General features: G+C 73.2%; 23 protein-coding genes and 1 pseudogene. 10 read left to right on the forward strand and 14 right to left on the reverse strand.

All coding sequences use genetic code 11. The features are described 5' to 3' along the window. Positions 1-107: 107 nt before the first annotated feature. From OIE51_RS17835 to deoC, 3 genes are read right to left on the reverse strand one after another with little or no spacing between them, the layout of a single operon-like run. Positions 108-986: an aldehyde dehydrogenase family protein gene (locus OIE51_RS17835; RefSeq protein WP_326598711.1), complete on the reverse strand. Its 879-nt coding sequence runs from the start codon at positions 984-986 to the stop codon at positions 108-110. Further along, a complete protein-coding gene (locus tag OIE51_RS17840; protein WP_326598712.1) occupies positions 979-2,409 on the reverse strand; it encodes an aldehyde dehydrogenase family protein in 1,431 nt (476 codons plus the stop codon). The genes OIE51_RS17835 and OIE51_RS17840 overlap by 8 nt, the downstream gene beginning before the upstream one ends. Before the next feature lie 7 nt (positions 2,410-2,416). After that, complete coding sequence (deoC, locus tag OIE51_RS17845) at positions 2,417-3,370, reverse strand: deoxyribose-phosphate aldolase (protein ID WP_326600672.1); 954 nt, start codon at positions 3,368-3,370, stop codon at positions 2,417-2,419. Between the two features lie 308 nt (positions 3,371-3,678). Here deoC and OIE51_RS17850 point away from each other — a divergent pair, with 308 nt between their 5' ends. Then, positions 3,679-4,323, forward strand: a complete 645-nt coding sequence (locus OIE51_RS17850) for a PH domain-containing protein (RefSeq protein WP_326598713.1) — start codon at positions 3,679-3,681, stop codon at positions 4,321-4,323. 390 nt (positions 4,324-4,713) lie between these two features. Here OIE51_RS17850 and OIE51_RS17855 read toward each other — a convergent pair whose 3' ends face one another. The 3 genes from OIE51_RS17855 to OIE51_RS17865 all read right to left on the reverse strand — a co-directional run bounded on the left by OIE51_RS17855 (position 4,714) and on the right by OIE51_RS17865 (position 7,776). Further along, positions 4,714-6,390 (reverse strand): phospho-sugar mutase, encoded by a 1,677-nt coding sequence (locus OIE51_RS17855; RefSeq protein WP_326598714.1) that lies wholly within the window; start codon positions 6,388-6,390, stop codon positions 4,714-4,716. A gap of 34 nt (positions 6,391-6,424) precedes the next feature. Next, positions 6,425-7,225 carry a purine-nucleoside phosphorylase gene (locus OIE51_RS17860; RefSeq protein WP_326598715.1) on the reverse strand — a complete coding sequence of 267 codons (801 nt, stop codon included), beginning with the start codon at positions 7,223-7,225 and terminating at the stop codon, positions 6,425-6,427. 104 nt (positions 7,226-7,329) lie between these two features. Next, positions 7,330-7,776 (reverse strand): gamma-glutamylcyclotransferase, encoded by a 447-nt coding sequence (locus tag OIE51_RS17865; RefSeq protein ID WP_326598717.1) that lies wholly within the window; start codon positions 7,774-7,776, stop codon positions 7,330-7,332. Positions 7,777-7,871: 95 nt separating this feature from the next. On the opposite strand from OIE51_RS17865, the gene OIE51_RS17870 reads away from it, so the two are divergent. After that, complete coding sequence (locus OIE51_RS17870; RefSeq protein ID WP_326598718.1) at positions 7,872-9,311, forward strand: NAD(P)H-quinone dehydrogenase; 1,440 nt, start codon at positions 7,872-7,874, stop codon at positions 9,309-9,311. 168 nt (positions 9,312-9,479) lie between these two features. Continuing rightward, positions 9,480-10,385, forward strand: coding sequence for a DeoR/GlpR family DNA-binding transcription regulator (locus OIE51_RS17875; protein WP_442811954.1), 906 nt, complete (start codon positions 9,480-9,482; stop codon positions 10,383-10,385). Positions 10,386-10,456: 71 nt separating this feature from the next. On the opposite strand, the gene OIE51_RS17880 is transcribed toward OIE51_RS17875, so the two are convergent. The 6 genes from OIE51_RS17880 to OIE51_RS17905 all read right to left on the reverse strand — a co-directional run bounded on the left by OIE51_RS17880 (position 10,457) and on the right by OIE51_RS17905 (position 17,816). Further along, positions 10,457-12,235, reverse strand: a complete 1,779-nt coding sequence (locus OIE51_RS17880; protein ID WP_326598720.1) for an acetyl/propionyl/methylcrotonyl-CoA carboxylase subunit alpha — start codon at positions 12,233-12,235, stop codon at positions 10,457-10,459. A 739-nt stretch (positions 12,236-12,974) separates the two neighbouring features. Then, positions 12,975-13,640, reverse strand: a complete 666-nt coding sequence (locus OIE51_RS17885; protein WP_326598721.1) for a nucleoside triphosphate pyrophosphatase — start codon at positions 13,638-13,640, stop codon at positions 12,975-12,977. A gap of 79 nt (positions 13,641-13,719) precedes the next feature. Beyond that, positions 13,720-14,406: an ABC transporter ATP-binding protein gene (locus tag OIE51_RS17890; protein WP_326598722.1), complete on the reverse strand. Its 687-nt coding sequence runs from the start codon at positions 14,404-14,406 to the stop codon at positions 13,720-13,722. 18 nt (positions 14,407-14,424) lie between these two features. Beyond that, positions 14,425-15,879: an ABC transporter permease gene (locus OIE51_RS17895; RefSeq protein WP_326598723.1), complete on the reverse strand. Its 1,455-nt coding sequence runs from the start codon at positions 15,877-15,879 to the stop codon at positions 14,425-14,427. 168 nt (positions 15,880-16,047) lie between these two features. Next, a complete protein-coding gene (locus OIE51_RS17900; protein WP_326600673.1) occupies positions 16,048-16,254 on the reverse strand; it encodes an acyl-CoA carboxylase subunit epsilon in 207 nt (68 codons plus the stop codon). A gap of 35 nt (positions 16,255-16,289) precedes the next feature. Continuing rightward, positions 16,290-17,816, reverse strand: a complete 1,527-nt coding sequence (locus tag OIE51_RS17905; protein ID WP_326600674.1) for an acyl-CoA carboxylase subunit beta — start codon at positions 17,814-17,816, stop codon at positions 16,290-16,292. Between the two features lie 156 nt (positions 17,817-17,972). Between OIE51_RS17905 and OIE51_RS17910 the strand changes: the two genes are divergently transcribed. Continuing rightward, positions 17,973-18,833: a biotin--[acetyl-CoA-carboxylase] ligase gene (locus OIE51_RS17910; RefSeq protein WP_326598725.1), complete on the forward strand. Its 861-nt coding sequence runs from the start codon at positions 17,973-17,975 to the stop codon at positions 18,831-18,833. 110 nt (positions 18,834-18,943) lie between these two features. Then, a complete protein-coding gene (locus OIE51_RS17915) occupies positions 18,944-20,053 on the forward strand; it encodes an adenylate/guanylate cyclase domain-containing protein (protein ID WP_326598726.1) in 1,110 nt (369 codons plus the stop codon). 26 nt (positions 20,054-20,079) lie between these two features. On the opposite strand, the gene OIE51_RS17920 is transcribed toward OIE51_RS17915, so the two are convergent. Beyond that, positions 20,080-20,265, reverse strand: coding sequence for a hypothetical protein (locus tag OIE51_RS17920; protein WP_326598727.1), 186 nt, complete (start codon positions 20,263-20,265; stop codon positions 20,080-20,082). 86 nt (positions 20,266-20,351) lie between these two features. On the opposite strand from OIE51_RS17920, the gene OIE51_RS17925 reads away from it, so the two are divergent. Then, positions 20,352-21,374, forward strand: coding sequence for a diguanylate cyclase domain-containing protein (locus tag OIE51_RS17925; RefSeq protein WP_326598728.1), 1,023 nt, complete (start codon positions 20,352-20,354; stop codon positions 21,372-21,374). A gap of 19 nt (positions 21,375-21,393) precedes the next feature. On the opposite strand, the gene OIE51_RS17930 is transcribed toward OIE51_RS17925, so the two are convergent. Next, positions 21,394-21,573, reverse strand: a complete 180-nt coding sequence (locus tag OIE51_RS17930) for a hypothetical protein (protein ID WP_326598729.1) — start codon at positions 21,571-21,573, stop codon at positions 21,394-21,396. 104 nt (positions 21,574-21,677) lie between these two features. Between OIE51_RS17930 and OIE51_RS17935 the strand changes: the two genes are divergently transcribed. From OIE51_RS17935 to OIE51_RS17950, 4 genes and pseudogenes are all read left to right on the forward strand, one after another. Continuing rightward, positions 21,678-21,995, forward strand: coding sequence for a hypothetical protein (locus OIE51_RS17935; RefSeq protein ID WP_326598730.1), 318 nt, complete (start codon positions 21,678-21,680; stop codon positions 21,993-21,995). 126 nt (positions 21,996-22,121) lie between these two features. Continuing rightward, on the forward strand, positions 22,122-23,387 hold the full coding sequence (locus tag OIE51_RS17940) for a L,D-transpeptidase (protein WP_326598731.1): 1,266 nt from the start codon (positions 22,122-22,124) through the stop codon (positions 23,385-23,387). 93 nt (positions 23,388-23,480) lie between these two features. After that, positions 23,481-23,778 (forward strand): annotated as a pseudogene (locus OIE51_RS17945) (alcohol dehydrogenase); the annotation flags it as partial. 48 nt (positions 23,779-23,826) lie between these two features. After that, on the forward strand, positions 23,827-24,357 hold the full coding sequence (locus OIE51_RS17950; RefSeq protein WP_326598732.1) for a gamma carbonic anhydrase family protein: 531 nt from the start codon (positions 23,827-23,829) through the stop codon (positions 24,355-24,357). The last annotated feature ends 44 nt before the right edge of the window (positions 24,358-24,401 follow it).

Here is a 24,401-nt window from a genome sequence, read left to right on the forward strand (position 1 = left end):
GGACCAGGGGGAACGGGGGGAGTGGGGGGAGTGGGGGAGTGCGGGTCCGGCCGGCCGGGGGGTTCGGCCGGACCCGCACGCCTTCGCGTCGTCTCCCGCTCGCGCGCTCAGACGCCCATGGGGTGCCAGACGGTTTTCGTCTCCAGGAACGCGAGCAGGCGGCCGGTGCCGGGGTCGGCCGTCCAGTTCTCGGCGGAGCGGCGCGGGCGGCGGACCCGTTTCAGGTTGTCGGCCGCGCTGATCTCCAACTCCCTCGCCAGCTCCGGGTCCGCGCCCGTGAGGTCGATGGCGTTGACGTCCTGGTGGGCGGCGAGGGTCGGGGCCAGCTCGTCGGTGTGGCCGGAGAGGATGTTGACCACGCCGCCGGGGACATCGGAGGTGGCCAGGACCTCGGCCAGGGTGAGGGCGGGCAGCGGGGAGCTCCGCGCGGTGACCACGACGGCCGTGTTGCCGGTGGCGACGACCGGGGCGATGACCGAGCCCAGGCCGAGGAACGACGACTCCGGCGGCGCCACCACGGCCACCACACCGGTCGGTTCCGGGGTCGAGAGGTTGACGTAGGGGCCGGCGACCGGGTTGGCCGCGCCGGCGATCTGGGCGACCTTGTCCGTCCAGCCCGCGTACCAGACCCAGCGGTCGATCGCCGCGTCGACCGCCGTCCGGGCGGCGGGCCTGGACAGGCCCTCGGCGGCGGCGACCTCGGCGCGGAACTGGTCGGCGCGGCCCTGGAGCATCTCGGCGACGCGGTAGAGGATCTGGCCCCGGTGGTAGGCGGTGGCCGCCGACCAGCCGGGGAACGCCTTGCGGGCGGCGGTGACGGCGTCGCGCGCGTCCTTGCGGGAGGCGCGCGGCGCGTTGGCCAGCCAGCGGCCCTTGGCGTCGGTCACCTCGTACACCCGTCCGCTCTCGGAGCGGGGGAACTTCCCCCCGATGAACAGCTTGTAGGTCTTCAGGACCGGGATCGCCGGCGCGGACGACTCAGACATCGAGGTAAGCCTCCAGTCCGTGGCGGCCACCCTCGCGGCCGTAGCCCGACTCCTGGTAGCCGCCGAAGGGCGAGGTGGGGTCGAACTTGTTGAAGGTGTTGGACCAGATGACCCCGGCGCGCAGCCGTTCGGCCATCCACAGGATGCGGGAGCCCTTGTCCGTCCAGATGCCGGCGGACAGGCCGTAGGGGGTGTTGTTGGCCTTGGCCACGGCCTCGTCGGGGGTGCGGAAGGTCAGCACGGACAGGACCGGGCCGAAGATCTCCTCGCGGGCGATCCGGTGGGCCTGGCTCACGCCCGTGAAGAGGGTCGGCGCGAACCAGAAGCCCGTGTCGGGCAGGTCGCAGGCGGGCGACCAGCGTTCGGCGCCCTCGGCCTCGCCCGCCCGCGCGAGGTCGCGGATGCGGGCGAGCTGGGCGGCGGAGTTGATCGCGCCGACGTCGGTGTTCTTGTCCAGCGGGTCGCCCACGCGCAGGGTGGTCATGCGGTGCTTGAGGGCGGTCAGCACCTCGTCCGCGACGGACTCCTGGACCAGGAGGCGGGAGCCGGCGCAGCAGACGTGGCCCTGGTTGAAGAAGATGCCGCTGACGATGCCCTCGACGGCCTGGTCGAGCGGGGCGTCGTCGAAGACGATGTTGGCCGCCTTCCCGCCGAGTTCGAGCGTGAGCTTCCTGTCCGTACCGGCCAGGGTGCGCGCGATCGCGCGGCCGACCTCCGTCGAGCCGGTGAAGGCGACCTTGTCCACGTCCGGGTGCCCGACGAGGGCGGCTCCCGCGGTGCCGTCGCCGGTGACGATGTTGACCACGCCGGACGGCAGGCCCGCCTGGCGGCAGATGTCGGCGAAGCGCAGGGCGGTGAGCGGGGTGGTCTCGGCCGGCTTGAGGACCACCGTGTTGCCGCAGGCCAGGGCGGGGGCGATCTTCCAGGCGAGCATCAGTAGCGGGAAGTTCCACGGGATGACCTGGCCGGCGACCCCCAGCGGCTTCGGGTCGGGGCCGTAGCCCGCGTGGCTGAGCTTGTCGGCCCAGCCCGCGTAGTAGAAGAAGTGCGCGGCGACCAGCGGGAGGTCGACGTCGCGGGACTCGCGGATCGGCTTGCCGTTGTCCAGGGACTCCAGCACGGCCAGCTCGCGGGAGCGCTCCTGGACGATCCGGGCGATCCGGAACAGGTACTTGGCGCGCTCCGCGCCCGGCAGCGCGGACCAGCCGGGGAACGCGGCGCGGGCGGCGGCCACGGCGGCGTCCACGTCCTCGGCGCCGCCCTGGGCGACCTCGGAGAGGACTTCCTCGGAGGCGGGCGAGATCGTCTTGAAGACCGTGCCGTCGGCCGCCTCGCGGAACGCGCCGTCGATGAACAGCCCATAGGACGGCGCGATGTCGGCGGTCGCCCGGGACTCGGGCGCGGGTGCGTACTCGAACTTCATGGCAGCCTCAGTCCACCGTCACGTAATCGGGACCGGAATACCGGCCGGAGCTCAGCTTCTGGCGTTGCATGAGCAGGTCGTTGAGCAGGCTGGAGGCGCCGAAGCGGAACCAGCGCGGGCTCAGCCAGTCCTCGCCCGCCGTCTCGTTCACCAGCACCAGGTACGTGATCGCGTCCTTGCTGGTGCGGATACCGCCTGCGGGCTTGACCCCCACTTGGACGCCGGTGGCGGCGCGGAAATCGCGCACGGCCTCCAGCATCAGCAGGGTGTTGGCCGGGGTGGCGTTGACCGCGACCTTGCCCGTCGAGGTCTTGATGAAGTCCGCGCCCGCCAGCATCGCCAGCCAGGACGCGCGGCGGATGGCGTCGTAGGTGGCCAGCTCGCCGTTCTCCAGGATGACCTTGAGATGGGCCTGCCCGCAGGCTTCCTTCACGGCGGTGATCTCCTCGAAGACCTCCAGGTAGTGGCCCGCGAGGAACGCGCCCCGGTCGATCACCATGTCGATCTCGCCCGCGCCCGCCGCGACGGCCTCGGCGACGTCCGCCAGCTTCACCGAACGGGCCGCACGGCCGGCCGGGAAGGCGGTGGCGACCGAGGCGACCGACACCCCGGTGCCGCGCAGCGCCTCCACGGCGACGGCGGCCATGTCCGGGTAGACGCAGATCGCCGCCACGGACGGCACGGACCGGTCCCCCGGATCGGGCCGGATGCCCTTGGCGCACAGCGCCCGCACCTTGCCCGGGGTGTCCGCGCCCTCCAGGGTGGTGAGGTCGATCATCGAGATCGCCAGATCGATGGCGAACGCCTTCGATGTCGTCTTGATCGAACGAGTCCCCAGAGCCGCGGCGCGGGCTTCGAGCCCGACCGCGTCGACTCCGGGCAGACCGTGCAGGAAGCGGCGCAAGGCCGCGTCGGTCGCGGTCACGTCGGCCAGGGGCAGTGCCGGTGCTGTGGATGGCATGGTCACCAGATCAGCATATCTACGCGCGTAGTGGCCTGTCACGTCCGAGGCGGGAAGTGGCTTGTTCGCGCGTGGGCCGGTCGCTTCCGGGCCGGGCGGGGGGCCGTGGCGTGCGGGGGAGTGGCCGGAGGGGGATGTCGGGCGCGGGTACGGCGTGGTCGGCGGATGGTGTGCCACAGACCTTCGGGGCCGCGCCGTCGGGAGGTCGGCGCGTCGGTGCCGTCCGCGCCGACCCGGTGAGGCGTTCGGCGGCTCCGGGTGGGGGCGACCGGCGTTTTCCGGCCGAGGGGTCCGGCAGAATCGGACGCATGAGTGAGCCCCAGAAGTACGCGGATCGCGTCTACCGCTCCCCGGCCGCCGTCGTGGCGGGCTGCCTGCTGCTCGGCCTCGGGGGATGGCTGGGCGGGGACGCGATCCTGCGTGGCGAGGGCCGTGAGCCCGCGACCGCCGCGTCCGTGCTGCTCTTCGTGGTGCCGCTGGTCGTGGCCTTCACCTTCCGGCCGGCCGTGTTCGCCTCGGACGAGCGGCTCCGCGTGCGGAACCCGTTCCGCACCATCACGGCGCCCTGGGGCGCGGTGGAGGCGATCCGCGCGAGCTATTCGACGGAGCTGCTGGCGGCCGGCGCGAAGTATCAGCTGTGGGCGATTCCGGTCTCCCTGCGGGCCCGTTCGAAGGCGAACCGGCACAACGAGCAGGCGGCCGGCAGTCAGCCGCGCCGTTCGGGCCTGATGGGCGGCCTCGGGCTCGGCGGCGGGACGTTCGACGTGGGGAACGACCCGGGGCCGAAGACGGCGCCCGGCGACGCGGCCGTGGCCGAGCTGCGCGAGCTCGCCGAGCGGCACGCGGCGGACGAGGCCGCGCAGGGCGGGGTCGGGGTCCGGTGGAGCTACGAGATCCTGGCGCCACTGGCCGTCGGCGCGGTGGCGCTGATCGTCCTCCTCCTGACGCGCTGACGCGCTGACGCGCTGACGCGCTGACGCGCTGACCGGTCCCCGTCGCCCGTGCCGGGGCGGACTTCGGCCGCCGTCTCGACGACCGGGGCCCTGGTGCGGGCGGCGGGGAGGTCGCCCGGTCGCTGGCGCCGCGAGGCCCGGGTGCTGGGGCTGGGCGTGGTGTTCTCGGGCCCGCGCGCCGTGCCGGATCGGTTCTGCGTCGGGACGGCGGGCGGGTCGGCCGTTGCCGCCGTCCCCGCCTGGGGCTGGGTGGGTCGCTCGGCCGTCGGCGTTGTCCGAGCCCCGGTGGTGCGGGGTGCTTGCCGCCCTGTGTGGCGTGCCGGATCGCCGGTCCGCCCGGCTCCCGCCGCCCGTGCGCCGGGGTGCTGGGCAGGGGCGGCGGGGCGGGGGTCACAGGCCGGCGTGGTGGGCCAGGTCCTCCTTCAGGCGGGTCAGGACGGCGGCGGCCCTGGTGCGGGCCGTCGGCAGGTCGGCGGTGGTGGGGGCCGGGGTGATGACCTCCAGGTAGCACTTGATCTTCGGCTCCGTGCCGCTCGGCCGGACGATCACGCGGGCCGAGGTGATGGCGTCGGACCCGGCGAGGGTGTAGCGCAGGCCGTCGGTCGGCGGCAGCGTCTCCGTGCCCCGGCCGAGGTCCTCGGCCGTGGTGACCGGCAGGCCCGCCAGTTCGGTGGGTGGCGCGGTCCGCAGCCGTCGCATCGCGTCCGCGATCAGCGACAGGTCCGCGACCCGGACCGAGAGCTGGTCCGTGGCGTGCAGGCCGTGGGTCACGGCGATGTCGTCCAGCAGGTCCGTCAGGGTCCGGCCCCGCGCCTTCAGCACGGCGGCCAGCTCGGCCACCCGGAGGGCGGCGGTGATGCCGTCCTTGTCGCGGACGCCGACCGGATCGACGCAGTACCCGAGGGCCTCCTCGTAGGCGTACGCCAGATCGGGCACGCGGCCGAGCCACTTGAAGCCCGTGAGCGTCTCCTCGTACGGCAGCCCGGCCGCCGCGGCGATCTTCCCGGTCAGGGAGGAGGAGACGATCGACGCCGCGAACGTACCGCGCGCGCCCTCGCCCACCAGGTGGGTGGCCAGCAGCGCGCCGAGTTCGTCGCCGCGCAGCATGCGCCAGCCGCCGTCGGCCGCCGGGTCCGGGACGCCCACCGCGCAGCGGTCGGCGTCGGGGTCGTTCGCGATGACCAGATCGGGCCGCGGCGCGGCGGCGCGGGCCGCGGCGAAGGCCAGGTCCATCGCCCCGGGCTCCTCCGGGTTGGGGAAGGCCACGGTGGGGAAGTCGGGGTCGGGCTCGGCCTGTGCGGCCACTTCGATCGGCGCGGGGAAGCCCGCGCGGGCGAACGCGGCCGTCAGCACCGACCGGCCGACGCCGTGCAGCGGCGTGTAGACGGCCGTGGTGGTGCGCGGCGAGTCGGCCGAGAGCGCGGCGTCCGTGCGGGCCAGGTAGGCGTCCACGATCTCCTCGCCGAGCACCTGCCAGCCCTCCTCGGCGCGGGGGACGGTGTGCAGCGGGCCGACGGCGGCGATCTCGGCGGCGATCTCCGCGTCCGCCGGGGGCACGATCTGGCTGCCGTCGCCGAGGTAGACCTTGTAGCCGTTGTCGCGCGGGGGGTTGTGGCTGGCGGTGACGGTCACTCCGGCGACCGCGCCGAGGTGCCGGATCGCGAAGGCCAGCACGGGCGTGGGCAGCGGGCGCGGCAGCAGCGCGGCGCGCAGCCCGGCGCCCGTGACCACGGCGGCGGTGTCGCGGGCGAAGGTGGCGCTCTTGTGCCGGGCGTCGTAGCCGATGACGACCAGGCCGGGGGAGCGCCGGGCGAGGTAGGCGGTCAGGCCGGCGGCGGCGCGGATGACGACCGCGCGGTTCATGCGCGCCGGGCCGGCGCCCATCTCTCCGCGCAACCCCGCCGTGCCGAACTGGAGCGTCCCGGCGAACCGTTCGGCGAGCGCCTCGGTCGCGCCCTCGGCGATCAGGCCCGCCAGCTCCTTGCGCGTGTCCGGATCCGGGTCCTCGGCGAGCCAGTCCCGGGCGCGGGCGATCAGCGCCGAGCCGTCCTCGGTCTCCTGGGGCATCGTTTCCTCTCCTCCCGTCGCGATGGCGTCGCGGTCAGATCCGTCCTAGCACCTGGGAGAGCAGACCGCCCATCCGGGCTGCGGAGTCGCGGCCGGCCCGGAGGACCTCCTCGTGGTTCAGCGGCTCGCCGGTGATGCCCGCGGCGAGGTTGGTGACCAGCGAGATGCCCAGCACCTCGGCGCCCGCCTCGCGGGCGGCGATGGCCTCCAGCACGGTCGACATGCCCACCAGATCGCCGCCGATGGCGCGGACCATCCGGATCTCGGCCGGGGTCTCGTAGTGCGGCCCGGGGAACTGGACGTACACGCCCTCTTCGAGGCTGGGGTCGATCTCCTTGCACAGCGCGCGCAGCCGCGGCGAGTACAGGTCGGTCAGGTCGACGAAGTTGACGCCGTTGATGGGCGAGGCGGCGGTCAGGTTGATGTGGTCACCGATGAGAACCGGCTGGCCGGGGCGCATGCCCGCGCGGAGACCGCCGCAGCCGTTGGTGAGCACCACGACCTTGCAGCCCGCGGCGACGGCCGTGCGCACGCCATGGGCCACGGCGACGACATCGCGTCCCTCGTAATAATGGGTGCGGCCGAGGAAGACCAGTGCCTGCTTCTCGCCCACCCGGTAGGAGCGGATCCGGCCCGCGTGCCCCTCGACGCTGGGGGCCGGGAAGCCGGGCAGTTCGGTGAAGTCGAACTCGTGCCGCGGCTCCCCGAGCTGGTCCGCCGCCGGCACCCAGCCGGAGCCCATGACCAGCGCGACGTCGTGGCCGGCGACCCCGGTCAACTCCCGGATGCGGGCCGCCGCGGCGTCGGCCGCGCCCTCAATCTCAGATGCGTTCACGCGCTGAGCCTAACCGGTATTTGCCTACGCGCGTAGACGCTCGCCGGGTGCAAGAACGCATCACAGCCAACATCAGCCGCGTCGCGCGACCCCCGCCGCCCGCCTCAGCAGGGGCGCTTGCGCAGCTCCATCACGTAGTCGTGCGGGGCGCCCGCCGACTCCGCCGCGTCGGCGACCTCGCCCAGGTAGCGGGCGGAGGGCAGGCCGCCCTCGTAGGCGTTCAGCACATACACCCAGGCCGAGACCGTGCCGTCCAGCGTGTGGACCTGGACGCGGGTGCGGCGGTAGATCCCCAGGCCGACGCCCTCCCAGCGGTCGAGCGCGTCCTCGTCCATCGGCGCGATGTCGTAGAGGGCCACGAAGACGTCCGACGCCGGCTGGCCGGCCGATTCGACGATCGTGGCCAAGGCGCCTTCCCAGCCCATCTCCTCGCCGCCGAACGTGAGTCGCCAGCCGGTGATCCAGCCGGTGCCACGCAGGGGGGAGTGCGGTGCGCGACGGGACATCAGCCGGGGGTCGAGGTTTCCGGCGTATGCGGCGTAGAGGGACATGGGACTGAGCGTACGGGAGGGGTGGCGGTGGCGGTCGGTCCGGCACCACCTGCCCCGGGGGCGAGATCGGGCGAGTGGTGCGAGACACTGGAAAGGTGACTCGGATCGTGATTATTGGTGGCGGACCTGGCGGCTACGAGGCAGCGCTGGTGGGCGCGCAGCTCGGTGCGGAGGTGACCGTCGTCGACCGGGACGGACTGGGCGGTGCCTCGGTGCTCACCGACTGCGTGCCGTCCAAGACGCTGATCGCGACGGCCGAGGTCATGACGGGTTTCGACTCCTCGCACGAGGAGCTCGGTATAGAGATCGACCACGACGGGGACGGCATCGGCGACGAGGTGCGCGGCATCGGCGTCGACCTCGGCAAGGTCAACCGCCGGGTCAAGCGGCTCGCGCTCGCCCAGTCGCACGACATCAACGCCTCCGTCACCCGCGCCGGGGTGCGGGTGCTGCGCGGGCACGGCCGGTTGGAGCCGGACCAGGCGCCGGACGGCTCGCGCCGGGTCACGGTCACCGACACGGAGGGCGAGACCCGGAGCCTGGTGGCGGACTGCGTGCTGGTCGCCACCGGCGGCCACCCGAGGGAGATCCCGGACGCCCGGCCGGACGGCGAGCGGATTCTCACCTGGACCCAGGTCTACGACCTCGGGGAGCTGCCCGAGGAGCTGATCGTGGTCGGCTCCGGGGTCACCGGCGCGGAGTTCGCCGGGGCGTACCAGGCGCTGGGCTCCCGGGTCACGCTGGTCTCCTCGCGGGACCGCGTGCTGCCCGGCGAGGACCCGGACGCGGCGGCCGTGCTGGAAGACGTCTTCCGCCGCCGGGGGATGAACGTGATGGCCCGCTCGCGGGCGGCGGCGGCCAAGCGCGTGGGGAACCGTGTGGAGATCACGCTGGCCGACGGCCGGGTCATCTCCGGCACGCACTGTCTGATGGCGGTCGGCGCGGTGCCGAACACGACGGACATGGGCCTGGAGGAGTCCGGCGTCAAGCTCAGGGACTCCGGGCACATCTGGACCGACAAGGTCTCCCGCACCACGGCCCCCGGCGTCTACGCGGCCGGGGACTGCACGGGCGTGCTGGCGCTGGCCTCCGTCGCCGCGATGCAGGGCCGGATCGCGATGTACCACTTCCTCGGCGACGCGGTGGCGCCGCTCGACCTGAACACCGTCTCGGGGAACATCTTCACGGACCCCGAGATCGCCACCGTCGGCTACTCCCAGGCCGATGTGGAGGAGGGCCGGATCGACGCCCGCGTGGTGAAGCTGCCGCTGCTGCGCAACCCCCGGGCGAAGATGCAGGGCGTGCGGGACGGCTTCGTCAAGCTGTTCGCCCGTCCGGGCACGGGGATCGTGGTCGGCGGCGTGATCGTCGCCCCGCGCGCGAGCGAGCTGATCCATCCGATTTCGATCGCGGTCGACAACAGCCTGACCGTGGAACAGATCGCAAAAGCGTTCACCGTGTACCCGTCTCTGTCCGGCTCGATCGCCGAGGCGGCCCGGCAGCTCCATACACGGAAACTCTCCGCTGACCAGTAGGCACTGGTCAGCGCTGGGATCGCAGGCATGCGCCCCTGGCATATAGCACGCCGGGGGCGTACGCACAGACAACTTCGGTAATTCTGCGCAACCGGCTGAAAGCAGATGGTCGTTGGGGTTACTGTCGGTTCCGTGTTCGCTGCAGAACGTCGCCAGATGATTCTCGAAATGGTGCGTGCCAACGGAGCCGTGTCGCTCCGGGAGCTCGCCCGCGTCGTCCAGACCTCAGAAGTGACCGTGCGGCGCGATGTCCGCGCCCTGGAGGCAGAAGGACTGCTGGACCGCAGACACGGTGGCGCGGTCCTCCCGGGTGGTCTCACCCGCGAGTCGGGTTTCCCCCAGCGGGCCCTGGCCGCGACGGCGGAGAAGACCGCCATCGCCGAGTACGCGGCCGGCCTGGTCCGGGAGGGCGAGGCCATCGTGGTCGGCGCCGGCACCACGACCCAGGAGCTGGCCCGCCGGCTGGCCCGGGTGCCGGGGCTCACGGTGGTCACCAACTCCCTGCTGGTCGCCCAGGCGCTCGCGCACGCCAACCGCGTGGAGGTGGTGATGACCGGCGGCACCCTCCGCGGGTCCAACTACGCGCTGGTGGGCAGCGGCGCCGAGCAGTCGCTGCTCGGGCTGCGCGTCAGCCGGGCCTTCCTCTCCGGCTCCGGGCTCACCGCCGACCGCGGTCTGTCCACGTCCAACATGCTGGCCGCCAGCGTGGACCGGGCGCTGGTGCGCGCGGCCGGTGACGTGGTGGTGCTCGCCGACCACACCAAGCTCGGCGCGGAGACGGCCTTCCAGACCGTGCCCACGGACTCGATCACGCAGCTGGTCACCGACCAGCCGCCGCCCGAGTGCGAGCGCGCGGGGATGGAGCTGGAGGCGCTGGCGAATCAGGGGGTGCGTATCTCCGTCGTGGGCCCGTGCGCCACCGGCGGCAAGCCGGGGTCCGAACGCGGCGGCGACCCGCCGCGGCGCGGAGACGCCCCGGTGCCGCCGCCGCGCGGCGGCGCGCACCCGGGGCTGGCCGGCCCCTCGCCGCTGGGTCAGCGGATCTCGGACCTGGCTCCGTCGCGCCGCAGATAGCGGCACGGCACATGCCACGGCCGCCGCCCGGAAGGCGGCGGCCGGGCCCGGGCCTCGGAAGAGGCGCCGGATCAGTCCTTGATCTCGCAGATGACGGCACCGGAGGAGACCGAGGCGCCGACGTCGGCCTTGAGGCCGGACACGGTGCCGGAGCGGTGCGCGTTGATCGGCTGTTCCATCTTCATCGCCTCCAGGACGATGACCAGGTCACCTTCCTCGACCTGCTGGCCGTCCTCCACGGCGACTTTGACGATGGTGCCCTGCATGGGAGAGGCGAGGGAGTCGCCGGTCGCCGCGGCGCCGGCCCGCTTGGCGGGCTTGCGGCGGGCGGGACGCGCGCCGCCCGCGACGGCCGCCCGCGCCAGGGGCATGGCCAGCGTGGCGGGCAGCGAGACTTCCAGGCGCTTGCCGCCGACCTCGACGACGACGGTCTCGCGGATGTCGCCTTCCTCGCCGTCTGCGCCGCCCGTGGGGTCGAACGGCTCGATCGTGGCGGCGAATTCCGTCTCGATCCAGCGGGTGTGGACGGTGAACGGCTCGCCCTCGCGGCCGTTGACCTCGGGCGCGAACGCCGGGTCCTTGACGACCACCCGGTGGAACGTCAGGGCGGTGGCCATGCCCTCGACGCGGAACTCCGCCAGGGCCCGTGCCGCGCGCTCCAGAGCCTGCTTGCGCGTGGCGCCGGTGACGATCAGCTTGGCCAGCAGCGAGTCCCAGGCGGGGCCGATGACCGAGCCGGACTCCACGCCGGCGTCCAGGCGGACGCCGGGGCCGCTGGGCGGGGCGAAGGTGGTCACGGTGCCGGGCGCGGGCAGGAAGCCGCGGCCGGGATCCTCGCCGTTGACGCGGAACTCGAACGAGTGGCCGCGCAGCGGCGGGTCGTCGTATCCCAGCTCCTCGCCCCCGGCGATGCGGAGCTGCTCGCGCACCAGGTCGATGCCGGAGATCTCCTCGGTGACCGGGTGCTCGACCTGGAGGCGGGTGTTGACCTCCAGGAAGGAGATCGTCCCGTCCTGCCCGACGAGGAACTCGCAGGTGCCGGCGCCGACATAGCCGGCTTCCTTCAGGATGGCCTTGGAGGCGCTGTAGAGCTGCTGGTTCTGCTCGGGGGTGAGGTAGGGCGCCGGGGCCTCCTCGACGAGCTTCTGGTGGCGGCGCTGCAGCGAGCAGTCGCGGGTGGAGACGACCACGACGTTGCCGTGCTGGTCGGCCAGGCACTGGGTCTCCACGTGCCGGGGCCGGTCGAGATACCGCTCGACGAAGCACTCGCCGCGGCCGAAGGCGACGGTGGCCTCGCGGACGGCCGACTCGTACAGCTCCGGGACCTCGTCGAGGGTGCGCGCGACCTTCAGGCCGCGACCGCCCCCGCCGAAGGCCGCCTTGATGGCGACCGGCAGACCGTGCTCCCGCGCGAAGTCGAGGACCTCGTCGGCGCCGGAGACCGGGTCGGGGGTGCCGGCGACCAGCGGGGCGCCGGCGCGCTGCGCGATGTGGCGGGCGGCGACCTTGTCGCCCAGCGAGCGGATCGCGTGGGGCGGCGGGCCGATCCAGGTCAGGCCCGCGTCCAGCACGGCCTGCGCGAAGTCGGCGTTCTCCGAGAGGAATCCATAGCCGGGATGAATGGCGTCGGCCCCCGCGTCGGCGGCGGCCTTGAGGACTTTCTCGATGTCCAGGTAGCTCGCGGCGGGGGTGTCACCGCCCAGCGCGAACGCCTCGTCCGTCGCCCGGACGTGCACCGCGTCCCGGTCCGGCTCGGCGTAGACGGCCACACTGGCGATACCGGCGTCCCGGCACGCCCTGGCGACCCTGACGGCGATTTCGCCGCGGTTGGCGATGAGCACCTTGCGCACGATGACTCCTTCCTTGGAACAAGGCGAGTTTAGGTACCGGCGACACCTCGCAACGAGTCGCCCACAGGGGTGACCTTGCCCACACGCACTGTGAGGGGCACCGCCTCGGTCGGCTCACTTGCCTTGCTGTCCCAAGGTACGCGCCCCGCTGCTGTTTACCTTAGGCAACGGGACGGGGTCCCAGTCTCCGGCGGCCTGACACAGGGTGGCTCAACGGACCTTGTAGGAAAGGGACAACGACCCAGTATTCGCCTGGGTCGTGAAGCCCGTTCCGCTGTGGGGGTTGTGAGGAGGCTTACTCGGCAGTAGCGTGCGCGACGTGAACCGGGGCAGACGAAGTGTGGCCGCGGTGGCGGCAGTGCTGGTATGGGGAACAGCGGTGGTCCTGGGGCTGCTGAACTGGATTCTCGGAATAGCCGCGGACAAACAGGACATGTCCGTCGGCGGGGTCTCGGCGACGACGATCAGCGTGTCCTCGTGGGTGGTGGGCGGACTCCAGTCCGCCTTCCTGCTGTTGTGCGGAGTGCTTCTTGTGCGGATGGCGGTGGGGAACCGCCCGCCGCGCCCGCTGGGGCGTGTCGCGCTCGTCTCGGCGGCGGTCCTGCACGCGGTGCTGGCCGCCCTCGCGGTGGGTCTCGCGGGCTGGGTGGCGTTCACCGGGCTGATGGTGGGATTCGTCTTGGTGATGCTGGCGCTGAGCCTGTATCCGCCGGTCGACGGTCCCGGTCCCGGTCCCGTGTCAGACCCACAGGTCGGTGATGCCGGTCCCGACCCGGGCGAGCAGCGCGCGCAGGAGTGGCAGGGACAGCCCGATGACGTTGCCGGCGTTCCCGTCGATCCCTTCGACGAACGGGGCCGAGCGGCCGTCGAGGGTGAACGCCCCCGCCACGCGGAGGGGTTCGCCGGACGCGACGTAGGCGGCGATCTCCTCGTCCGTGGGCTGGCCGAACCTGACCGTCGTTGACGCGGTGGCCGAGGCGCGCGCGGGCACGTCGCGCGCGGGTACGTCCCGCGCCGCCGGGCCGGCCGTCGTGTCGATGACGCAGTGACCGGTGTGCAGCAGGCCGGAGCGCCCCCGCATGGCCTTCCAGCGGGCGATGGCGTCCTCGGCGTCGGCCGGCTTGCCGTACGCGCGCCCGTCGAGCTCCAGCACCGAGTCGCAGCCCACGATCAGGGCCCCGGCCGCCTCGGGCCGCGCCGCGACCGCCGCCGCCTTGGCCTCCGCCAGCACCCGCGCCAGCTCGGCCGGGGTGTCCGCGCTCAGCGCGTCCTCGTCCACCCCGCTGACGATGACCTCGGGCGCGAGCCCGGCCTGCCGCAACAGCCCCAGCCGAGCAGGCGATTGAGAAGCGAGGACCAGCCGCCGGACGGGCTGGGAGAAAGGCGAGGTCGGTGCGGCGCTCATGCGCGTCAGCGTAACGGCCCCCGCCTCCGGTCGGCGGGTTGGGCCGGGACCGGAGGCGGGGGCGTCCAGGGGTGGGGTATCAGTCGGCCGCCGGGCGGTCGGTGACCGTGATCTTCCCGCGCGCGATGCGCGCCAGCCGGTCGGCCCGGCGGGCCACGGCGCTGTCGTGGGTGACCATGATGAACGTCAGCCCCAGCTCCTTCCACTGCCTCTCCAGCACCTCGATCACCTCGTCGCGGGTCGACTCGTCGAGATTTCCGGTGGGTTCGTCGGCCAGCAGCACCTGGGGCCGCTTGGCCAGCGCGCGGGCGATCGCGACGCGCTGCTGCTGACCGCCGGAGAGCTCGCTCGGCAGATGGCCGGCCCGTTCGGCCAGCCCCACCGATGCGAGGGCCTCGGCGGCCTGCCGGCGGCGTTCCGAGGTCTTCAGGCCGAGCGGGACGAGGGCGGTCTCCACGTTCTCCTGGGCGGTGAGGGTGGGGATGAGGTGGAAGCCCTGGAAGACGAAGCCGATCCGCTCCGCGCGCAGCTTGGTCAGCTTGGCCTCGGAGAGCCGGGAGAGGTCGGTGCCGTCGAGCACCACGCTGCCGGCCGTGGCCCGGTCGAGGCCGCCGAGGAGCTGCAGGAGCGTGGACTTGCCGCCTCCGGTGGGGCCCTGGATGACGAGTCTGCTGCCGGTGGGCACGGACAGCGAGACGCCGTCCAGGGCGGCGATGGTGGCCTTGCCGCGCCGGTACTGCTTGGTGACGCCGGTGAGTTCGTACACGGGAGGTCTCCGGGAGGGTCAGGCGACGCGGCTGAGGGCGTCTGCGGGGCGGAGGCGGGCGGCGCGCCAGGCGGCGAACGCGCCGGCGACCAGGCCGCCGGTGACGGCCAGGGCGATGGCGAGGAGCAGGACGTTCGTGCTGACGGGGGCGGTGAGGCCGATGTCCAGGCTCTCGGCCGCGGTCTCGGTCGCCTCACGCACGAACCCGCCGCCGCGCGGTCCGGCGGCCTCGGGGCCGCCCGTGCCGCCCAGCTCGGCGGTGAGGTCGGGGCGGACGGTGTTGATCGTCCAGGCGGCCAGCAGCCCGAGGCCGAGGCCGAGCGCGCCGCCGAAGAGGCCGGTGGCCAGGGACTCGCTCATCACCTGCCCGGTGATCCGGACGCGGGTCCAGCCGAGCGCCTTCAGCGTGCCGAACTCCCGGACGCGGCGGCTGACGGCGGAGGACGCCATCAGACCGGCGACGAGGAACGAGACGGCGAGGACCAGGTACGACAGCCACCTGCCGACGCCGTCGGCCAGGTCGGCGGCGGTCGACAGCGAGCCGGACACCTGGTCGGCGAGGTCGTCGGCGGTGGTGACGTCGACGTCCTCCACCACGTCCGTGATGGCGGTCTCGATCGCGTCCAGCCGCTGGCTGTCGGTGGCCTGGACGTAGACCTCGCTGAGCTTGTCCGCGTTGTCGGACAGCTCCTGGGCGCGGGCCAGCGGAAGGTAGACGTCGCCGGCGGCGTCGCCGGTGGTGGCGGTGACGAGGCCGACGATCTCGAAGTCGGTCTCCTTCAGGGTGATGGTGCCGCCGACGCCCAGGTCCTCGCTCGTCGCGTAGTCGGTGTCCAGGACGGCCACGTCGGCGTCCACGTCCTCCGCCGTGAACGCGCGCCCTTCGGTGACCTCGGTGCCGCTGAGCGGGCCGATGCCGGGCGCGGTGACGTCGGCGCCGTAGACGGCGAACTGGTCGACGCCGAAGTCGGCGCCGCCGCCCCCGACATCCATGCGGCCGGTGGCTCCGGCCCCGTCCTCCCCGGGATCCACCGGACGGACCTCGCCGGGCTCGAAGGACCCGGAGACGGTGAGGTCGCGCAGCTTGAGCCCGCCGACGGCGCCGGCCACGCCGTCGATGCCGGCGATCTCGTCCACGTCGGACTCGTCCAGCGTCTGGAAGCCATCGAGGACCAGCTCGTCACCGCCCTGCTCGGCGCCCTCCTCGGCGTCGAACCGGAAGCGCGGCCCTTGTACCGCCCCGCCCCCCTCGCCGTTCTCTATCTCCTCGGGGGTCGGCGCCGACTTGCTGACGGTCATGTCGGTGCCGAGCCCGTAGAGGGACTCCAGGACGTCGTCCTGGGCGCGCTGCATGCCGGAGGAGACCGCGTTGACGACGACGACGAGCGCGATACCGAGCGCGAGCCCGGCGGCGATCACGAGCTGTGCCTTGCGGCGGCGGCGCAGCTCCCGTCGCAGGTAGGTGAAAATCATGCGGCGGACGCTAGGGACGGGCGGTGAGGGCCTGGTGAGGAGCCCATGAGAGCCGCATGAGAATCGCCGGGCCTCCGCGGCGGCGCCCGGCCGGGGACCCCCGGGCCCCCGGAGCGCCGCCTGGTCCGGCGGGGCCCCGGGGGCCGTGGACGGGTCCGGTGGGTCCGGTCAGCTCGGCCAGTAGCTCGTGGCCCACGAGCGCGGCCCGGGGGCCGGCACGGCGCGTGGCACGACCCGGACCGGGTCGGACCACTGGGAGACCGGGCCGGAACGCCCGCCCCGCCCCGCCGACGCCGCCGCGGCGCGCGCCTGCATGACCGCGATGGCGGCGGCCAGCTCCTCCGGGGTCGGATTGCCCCGGACCACCTTGAAAATCACGGAAGACCTCCTGCGGACTCGGAGCCTCGGGACTACAGCGGGATGTTGCCGTGCTTCTTCGGCGGGAGCTGCTCCCGCTTGGCCCGCAGGGCGCGCAGCCCGCGCACCACGTAACGGCGGGTCTGCGAGGGCGTGATGACCGCGTCCACATAGCCGCGGTCGGCGGCGGTGTACGGGTTGAGCAGCGTGTCCTCGTACTCCTGGGTCAGACGCGCCCGTTCGGCCTCGCGCTCCTCGGTGGACTCCAGCGCCGCCAGGGTGCGGCGGTGCAGGATGTTCACCGCGCCCTGCGCGCCCATCACCGCGATCTGGGCGGTGGGCCAGGCGAAGTTGAGGTCGGCGCCCAGGTGCTTGGAGCCCATCACGTCGTAGGCGCCGCCGAACGCCTTTCTGGTGATCACCGTGATCAACGGCACCGTCGCCTCCGCGTACGCGTAGATCAGCTTGGCCCCACGCCGGATGATGCCGTTGTACTCCTGGTCGGTGCCCGGGAGGAAGCCGGGCACGTCCACGAACGTCAGCACCGGGATGTTGAAGGCGTCACAGGTCCGCACGAAACGGGCGGCCTTCTCCGAGGCGTTGATGTCCAGGCAGCCGGCGAACTGCATCGGCTGGTTGGCCACCACGCCCACCGGGTAGCCCTCGACCCGCCCGAAGCCGGTGATGATGTTCGGCGCGAACAGTGCCTGTGTCTCCAGGAACTCCCGGTCGTCCAGGACATGTTCGATGGCCTCGTGCATGTCGTACGGCTGGTTCGCCGAGTCCGGGACGAGCGCGTCGAGCTCCTCGTCCTCCGGCGAGACCTCCAGGTCCGACTCCTGCGGGAAGGCCGGCGGCTCGGAGAGGTTGTTGGACGGCAGGTAGGACAGCAGCGCCTTGACGTACTCGAAGGCGTCCTTCTCGTCGCCCGCCATGTGGTGCGCCACGCCGGAGAGCGTGTTGTGGGTGCGCGCGCCGCCCAGCTCCTCGAAGCCGACGTCCTCGCCCGTGACCGTCTTGATCACGTCGGGGCCGGTGATGAACATGTGCGAGGTCTGGTCGACCATCACGGTGAAGTCCGTGATCGCCGGCGAGTAGACCGCGCCACCCGCGCAGGGACCGACGACGACCGAGATCTGCGGCACGACACCGGAGGCGTGCACGTTGCGTCGGAAGATCTCGGCGAACAGGCCGAGCGCCGCGACGCCCTCCTGGATGCGGGCGCCGCCGCCGTCGTTGATGCCGATGACCGGACAGCCGGTCTTCAGCGCGAAGTCCATCACCTTCACGATCTTCTCGCCGTAGACCTCGCCCAGCGAGCCGCCGAAGACGGTGAAATCCTGGGAGTAGACGCACACCGGTCGGCCGTCCACCGTGCCGTAGCCGGTGACGACACCGTCGCCGTAGGGACGGTTCTTGCCGATGCCGAAGGCGGTCGCGCGGTGCCGGGCGAACTCGTCCAGTTCGGTGAACGATCCCTCGTCGAGCAACAGATCGATGCGCTCGCGGGCCGTCAGCTTGCCCTTCGCGTGCTGCTTCTCGACCGCCCGGGCCGAGCCCGCGTGTGTGGCCTCCTCCATCCGGTGCCGGAGATCAGCGATTTTGCCCGCGGTGGTGTGGATATCTTCGGCCACGTCAGCGGCTCCTACTCATCCTCGGGTGGCTACCGCTCCGTAGGTTAACGGCGTTCGACGTCAGCGGGGGTGCGGCGTTGGCCACACCCGTAGGCTGACGCCATGACCACTTCGCGCGGCCGCTGGTCCGATCTCGACCGTCCCCCGCTGGGCGTCCGGGCGCTGCGGGACGCCCTGATCCGGCCGGCCGGCCTGTGGACGGCCCTCGATGTCGTCGAGGTCACCGGGTCGACCAACGCGGATCTCGCCGACGCCGCCCGCGCGGGCCGGGTGGGCGCGGGCGCGGTGCTGATCGCCGAGGAGCAGACCAGCGGGCGCGGACGGCTCGGCCGGACCTGGAGCGCGCCCGCCCGGTCGGGCCTGTTCTTCTCCGTGCTGCTCCGGCCGGAGCGGCACGTGCCCGCCGCGCGGCTGACCTGGCTGCCGCTGCTGGCCGGCGTCGCCGCCGCCACGGCCCTGTCCCGCGCGGCCGGCGTGGACGCGGTGCTGAAGTGGCCCAACGACCTGCTGGTGCGGGTGGCCGGGGAGGAGCGGAAGTTCGGCGGCATCCTCGCCGAGCGCGTCGCGGACGCCGACGGCGGCGCGGTGGTCCTCGGCATCGGCCTCAACGTCTCGCTGCGCGCCGAGGAGCTGCCCGTGCCGGGGGCCGGCTCGCTTCTGCTGGCGGACGCCGTCTCCACCGACCGTGACCCGCTGCTGCGGGCGGTGCTGCGCTCACTGGCCGAGTGGTACACGCGCTGGACCGAGGCGGGCGGCGATGCCGAGGCGGCCGGCCTGCACGCGGCGTACGAGAAGTGCTCGGCCACGCTGGGCCGCCGGGTGCGCGCGGAGCTGCCCGGCGGGGGCGAGACGAGGGGCGAGGCGGTGGCCGTCGACGACGAGGGCAGGCTGGTCATCGCGGCCGACGACGGCACGCGGCAGCCGGTGGCAGCGGCTGACATCATCCACCTCCGGGCGGCGTGACACACGGCACACTGCCGTAGGGTGGGGCGTGGGAAGCGCGCGGATGGCGCGGCGGAGCGGGAACGGTAGGGCAGTGCGCAGCGAAGGGATTCCTCCCCTGAAGGCGGGCGATGACCGTGGCCGGGGCTGAGCCGGGCACGCCCGCGCCGGAGCCGGAGGACGTGGACGCCCCCGGCACCGACGATCCCGAGGACGACGCGGAGAACATCGCACTGCGCATGGAGCGCCTGATCCTGGGCGCCGAGCGGCAGTACACCCCGTTCCAGGCGGCCCGCGCCGCCGGGGTCCCAATGGACCTGGCGTCCCGCTTCTGGCGGGCGATGGGCTTCCCCGACATCGGTCAGGCGCGGGTGCTGACCGAGGCGGACGTGCTGGCACTGCGGCGGCTGGCGGGCCTGGTCGAGGCCGGGCTGCTGAGCGAGTCGATGGCGATCCAGGTGGCCCGCTCGACCGGGCAGACGACCGCGCGGCTGGCGGACTGGCAGATCGACTCGTTCCTGGAGGGCCTGACCGAGCCGCCCGAGCCGGGCATGACGCGGACCGAGGTCGCCTATCCGCTAGTCGAGCTGCTGCTCCCGGAGCTGGAGGAGTTCCTGATCTATGTGTGGCGGCGGCAGCTCGCGGCGGCCACCGGGCGGGTGGTGCAGGCGCAGGACGACGACGAGATGGTGGACCGGCGGCTGGCCGTCGGCTTCGCGGATCTGGTCGGGTTCACGCGGCTGACCCGGCGGCTGGAGGAGGAGCAGCTCGGCGAGCTGGTGGAGGCGTTCGAGACGACGGCCGCCGACCTGGTCGCCGCCCAGGGCGGGCGGCTGATCAAGACGCTGGGCGACGAGGTGCTGTTCGCGGCGGACGACGCGGGAATGGCCGCCGGCATCGGGCTGCGGCTGGTGGAGACGCTGGGCGACGACCCGATGATGCCGGAGCTGCGGGTGGGGATCGCGTTCGGCACGGTGACGACCCGGATGGGCGACGTCTTCGGCAACACGGTCAACCTGGCCAGCCGGCTCACCTCGATAGCGCCGAAGGACATGGTCCTGGTGGACGGCGCGATGCGGGACGAGCTGACGTCGGCCGGGCTGGCCCCGCAGTCGGAGAAGGCGGCCGACGCGGGCGGGGGCCGTGCCGCGGCGTACCGTTTCGCGCTCCAGCCGCTGTACCAGCGCCCCGTCCGCGGCCTGGGCATCATCGAGCCCTGGCTGCTGACCCGGCGGGGCTGAGCCCGCTCCGGGCCCGCCGCCGCGCTCTAGAGCGGTCCGAACACCCACATGAGGCCGAGCGCCACGGCGAGCATCAGCAGGGCGGCCGGAAGGGTGATCGCCACCGCGGTCGCGATCGCTCCCCCTATGTCGCGCCTGGTCCTCGCGCGCCGACGCGCCCTCGCTTCGGCGCCGTCGTCCCCGCCGTCGTCCCCGTCCGCCCCCTCGGCCATGCCTCATCGTAGCGGCGGGCGCGTCGCGCGGACCCTGGGAGTAGCCGAACGATCCACGCCGGGCGGAACGCTCCTAGCCTGAGCGTATGGGTGACGAGAGTCGGCTGCGGGCCGTGGTCGAGCTGGCGCAGGGGATGGCCGCCGCGCAGGGACTGGCCGAGCTGGCGCGGGCCGCCGTGGACGGGGCCGGTGCCGCGCTGGGCGGGTCCGCCGCCGTCCTGTCCGTCTGGGAACGGGAGCGCGGCCGGTCGCGGGTGCTGGCGGAGACGGGCGAGCCGTCCGCCGGGGAGGAGCGGCCCGGGCCCTGGGCGTCCGGCGATGAGCCGTGTGTCCGGACAGACGCCGGGGGGCGCCGGATGGTCGTGCCCGTCGTGCTGGACGGCCGGGTCTGGGGCGAGCTGTCCGTCACCCGCGACGCGGGCGCCGAGGCGTTCGGGCCGGGGGAGCGGGACTTCGCCTCGGTGCTGGCCGCCGTGATCGCGGCGGGCATCGTGCAGTACGAGCGGCTGGCGGAGGCCAGGCGGCTGGCGTTCACCGATCCGCTGACCGGGCTCGCCAACCGCCGCGCGGTGGACATACGCCTGGACGAGGCCCTGGAGGAGCACCGGGCCACCGGCGCCGTGATCAGCCTGGTCGTCTGTGACGTCAACGGGCTGAAGAAGGTCAACGACACCTACGGCCACGCCACCGGGGACCGGCTGCTGGAGCGGTTCGGCGCGGTGCTGTCGCGGTGCGGGGCCGCCGTGCCGGGGGCGTTGGCCGCGCGGCTGGGGGGTGACGAGTTCTGCCTGCTCGCCGTCGGCACCCGGGCCGCCGAGGTGGAGCGGGCCGCCGAGGAGGTCTGCCGCCGGGCCCAGGAGCTGGACCTGGGCGAGGGCGTGGCGTGCGGGGTGGCGTCGACGGGCGAGGCGATCGGCCGGCCGCTGTCGGCCCGCCGCCTGTTCCGGCTGGCCGACGCCGCCCAGTACCGGGCGAAGGCCGCGCGGTCCCCGGTGCCGGTGGTCGCCGGGCGCGGCGGGCGGTACGACGTGGTGGTCGCGCTCGCGGACGCGCCCGCGCGGCGGGGTGGCGAGCGGCGCCGCTTCCGGGGCCGGCGGCCGGGCGCGTAGGGCCGGTGGGGCCCGGGGGCTACTGGTCCTGGTCGAGCCCGGCCTGCGGCTGCTCGACGGGGATGACACCGCCGGTGCCCGCGCCGTGCTCGCCGTCGCCGTAGGCCGAGGGCAGCAGCCAGACGGCGCAGAGCGCACCGGTCGCCACCAGCAGGCTGATCAGCGTGCGGCGATTGACAGTGCGGGGGTGACCGTCCACGGGTGCTCCGGGTTTGCTGCGTATCGGCGGCGTGGAGTGCGATGTTACGGGCCGGTGCGGGTCGCGGGGAAGGGGCGGCACCCCGGCGCCTTACTCTCCCCGTCATGACTGATGAACTGAGCGGCGAGGTCCGGCATGTGCGCGTCCGCGTCGAGATGGTGCTCGAAGTGGCGGAGCCGGATGAGCTCATCCGGGCGGCCTGGGCCCGGATCGAGGACGACGAGCTGATGCCGCCAGAGGAGCGCGACCAGGCGGCGCAGGCCGTCTCCCGGGACGAGGCGGAGGCTGTGGCCTATCTCATCGACCCGATCGACCTGGTCGGCGAGGTGCCGGGAGTCGTGCTCGCGCGGGCGTCGTGGAGCAGTGAGCTGGCCGACTACGATCCGGAGGACAGGTGGGACAGCGACGACGAGGACGACTGACCCACGGATTCGAACGTGCGGCCTAGGACGCGGATTATCCTAAAGTGGAACCGGCTGCCGCCGTATCACGTTCTCTCCCTTGTGTCCTGTGGGGGACGCGGCAGTGGGGACGAGGTTTTCTATCTGATGAGGGACGGCATGCGGCGCAAGGGCCTGAGTGCGGCGGCGGCGCTGCTCTGCGGAGTGCTGACTTTGTCGGCTTGCAGTGGCGGCGGGGACGACTCTTCGGAGAACGAGGGCGGCGGTGGCGGCGGCACCGAGCAGACGGACGCCGACCGCGCCGCGGAGGACGCGGACACCTCGACGGCGGTGATATCCATCACGCCCGAGGACGCCGCCGACAACGTCGGGATAAATGACGACGTGGAGGTCACCGTCGAGGACGGCGCCCTCGACGAGGTGGTCATGACGGCCGTCGAGAGCGGCACCGAGATCACCGGCGCGATGTCCGAGGACGGGACGAGCTGGCACCCGGACATCCAGCTGGAGCGAGCCACCCAGTACGAGCTCGAGGTGCAGGCCAGCGACAGCCAGGGCCGGGAGGCGCACGAGAGCGCCACGTTCACGACCGTCTCGCCGGAGAACAGCTTCATCGGGTACTTCACGCCCGACGAGGGCGTGACCGTCGGCGTCGGCATGCCGGTCTCCCTCAACTTCGACAAGCCGATCACCAACCAGGCCGAGGTCGAGGCGGCGGTCGAGATCAACTCGACCAGCGGCCAGGAGGTCGTCGGCCACTGGTTCAGCGACACCCGCCTGGACTTCCGGCCCCAGGAGTTCTGGGAGGCCGACTCCGAGGTCACCGTCGAGCTGAACTTCGACGGCCTGGAGGGCTCCCCCGGCGTCACCGGCGTGCAGGACCGCACGTTCAGCTTCGACATCGGCCGCAGCCAGATCAGCACGGTCGACGCGGAGAGCTACCAGATGGAGGTCGTCCGCGACGGCGAGACGATCCGCACCATCCCGATCTCGGCGGGCAGCGCGGAGAACCCGACGTACAACGGGATGATGGTGATCTCCGAGAAGCTGGAGGAGACCCGGATGAATGGCGCCACCGTCGGCTTCACGGACGACGACGGCGAGGGCGAGTACGACATCCCGGACGTGCCGCACGCGATGCGGCTGTCCACCTCGGGGACGTTCGTCCACGGCAACTACTGGGCGTCCTCGGGCACCTTCGGCAGCGCCAACACCAGCCACGGATGCGTCGGCCTCGCCGACGTCCAGGGCGCGGGCGACCCCGAGCAGGACGCCGCCTGGTTCTTCGACGAGTCGCTGATCGGCGACGTGGTCATCGTGGAGAACTCCCCGGACCGCCAGATCCAGCCGGACAACGGGCTCAACGGGTGGAACATGAGCTGGGCCGACTGGCAGGCCGGCAGCGCGCTCTGACCGATCCCGGTCCACCGGGCGAAGCGCCACCGCACAGGACCGTGCGGTGGCGCTTCGCCGTTTCGCGCGGCGCTACGGCCGTCCGGCCGCCACGGCCGCCGCCTCGCGCTCCGCGCCCAGCTCGACGGCACCCTGGTCAACGTCGGCGTCTCGGAGAACCCCGCGCCGGTCGGGATGTTCTCGCCGATCACCGGCCGCGAGTCGCTGGCCGGCTCGATGATCGGCGGCATCGCCAAGACGCGGGAAATGCTCGACTCCGCGCCGCGCACGGCATCGGCGCGGAGACGAAGTGATCGGGGCCGACCGGATCAACGAGACGTACGAGCGGGTGCTCGCCAGCGACGTGCGGTACCGCTTCGTCATCGACGCCGCCACCGTCGCGGCGGCGTAACGCCCACCCGGCGCGCTCGCGGGCGCCGCGCCGCCGTACTGTCACCCTGTGACGACGACCCTCATCCCGTTCGACGGCCACCGGCTGGAGCTGGCCCCGGGCGCCTGGGTGGCGCCCACCGCGACCGCCATCGGCGCGGTGCGCCTCGGCCGTGACGCCTCGCTCTGGTACGGCGCGGTGGTCCGCGCCGACGCCGAGCGCGTCGAGATCGGTGACGGCAGCAATGTGCAGGACGGCTGCGTCCTGCACGCCGACCCGGGCTTCCCGGCCCTCGTCGGCGCGGGCGTCTCCATCGGCCACCGGGCGGTCGTCCACGGCTGCGTGGTGGAGGACGACGTGCTGATCGGCATGGGCGCCGTGATCCTCAACGGCGCCCATGTCGGCCGGGGTTCGCTCATCGCGGCCGGGGCCGTCGTGCTGGCGGGCACCCAGGTCCCGCCGGGCTCGCTGGTGGCCGGTGTGCCGGGCAAGGTCCGCCGCGAGCTGGGCGAGGACGAGACCGCGCTGATCCGTCTCAACGCCGACCACTACCGGGACCTGGCCCGGCGCCACGCCGGGCTCCCGGCCGCCGGGGCCTGACGGGCCCGGTCCCGGACGGATCGGTCGCCGGCGGCTCAGGCCCG

This window comes from Streptomyces sp. NBC_01803, from assembly GCF_035917415.1.
Classification (GTDB): Bacteria; Actinomycetota; Actinomycetes; order Streptomycetales; family Streptomycetaceae; genus Streptomyces.

Excerpts from the sequence above, each read along its gene's own strand:
- OIE51_RS17925 (WP_326598728.1), top strand. The coding sequence starts at position 20,352 with ATGGGTGACGAGAGTCGGCTGCGGGCCGTGGTCGAGCTGGCGCAGGGG.
- OIE51_RS17875 (WP_442811954.1), top strand. The coding sequence starts at position 9,480 with ATGGTGCGTGCCAACGGAGCCGTGTCGCTCCGGGAGCTCGCCCGCGTC.
- OIE51_RS17940 (WP_326598731.1), top strand. The coding sequence starts at position 22,122 with ATGAGGGACGGCATGCGGCGCAAGGGCCTGAGTGCGGCGGCGGCGCTG.
- OIE51_RS17935 (WP_326598730.1), top strand. The coding sequence starts at position 21,678 with ATGACTGATGAACTGAGCGGCGAGGTCCGGCATGTGCGCGTCCGCGTC.
- OIE51_RS17835 (WP_326598711.1), bottom strand. The coding sequence starts at position 986 with ATGTCTGAGTCGTCCGCGCCGGCGATCCCGGTCCTGAAGACCTACAAG.
- OIE51_RS17840 (WP_326598712.1), bottom strand. The coding sequence starts at position 2,409 with ATGAAGTTCGAGTACGCACCCGCGCCCGAGTCCCGGGCGACCGCCGAC.
- OIE51_RS17920 (WP_326598727.1), bottom strand. The coding sequence starts at position 20,265 with ATGGCCGAGGGGGCGGACGGGGACGACGGCGGGGACGACGGCGCCGAA.
- OIE51_RS17850 (WP_326598713.1), top strand. The coding sequence starts at position 3,679 with ATGAGTGAGCCCCAGAAGTACGCGGATCGCGTCTACCGCTCCCCGGCC.
- OIE51_RS17915 (WP_326598726.1), top strand. The coding sequence starts at position 18,944 with ATGACCGTGGCCGGGGCTGAGCCGGGCACGCCCGCGCCGGAGCCGGAG.
- OIE51_RS17905 (WP_326600674.1), bottom strand. The coding sequence starts at position 17,816 with ATGGAGGAGGCCACACACGCGGGCTCGGCCCGGGCGGTCGAGAAGCAG.
- OIE51_RS17855 (WP_326598714.1), bottom strand. The coding sequence starts at position 6,390 with ATGCCCCAGGAGACCGAGGACGGCTCGGCGCTGATCGCCCGCGCCCGG.
- OIE51_RS17885 (WP_326598721.1), bottom strand. The coding sequence starts at position 13,640 with ATGAGCGCCGCACCGACCTCGCCTTTCTCCCAGCCCGTCCGGCGGCTG.
- deoC (WP_326600672.1), bottom strand. The coding sequence starts at position 3,370 with ATGCCATCCACAGCACCGGCACTGCCCCTGGCCGACGTGACCGCGACC.
- OIE51_RS17910 (WP_326598725.1), top strand. The coding sequence starts at position 17,973 with ATGACCACTTCGCGCGGCCGCTGGTCCGATCTCGACCGTCCCCCGCTG.
- OIE51_RS17865 (WP_326598717.1), bottom strand. The coding sequence starts at position 7,776 with ATGTCCCTCTACGCCGCATACGCCGGAAACCTCGACCCCCGGCTGATG.
- OIE51_RS17895 (WP_326598723.1), bottom strand. The coding sequence starts at position 15,879 with ATGATTTTCACCTACCTGCGACGGGAGCTGCGCCGCCGCCGCAAGGCA.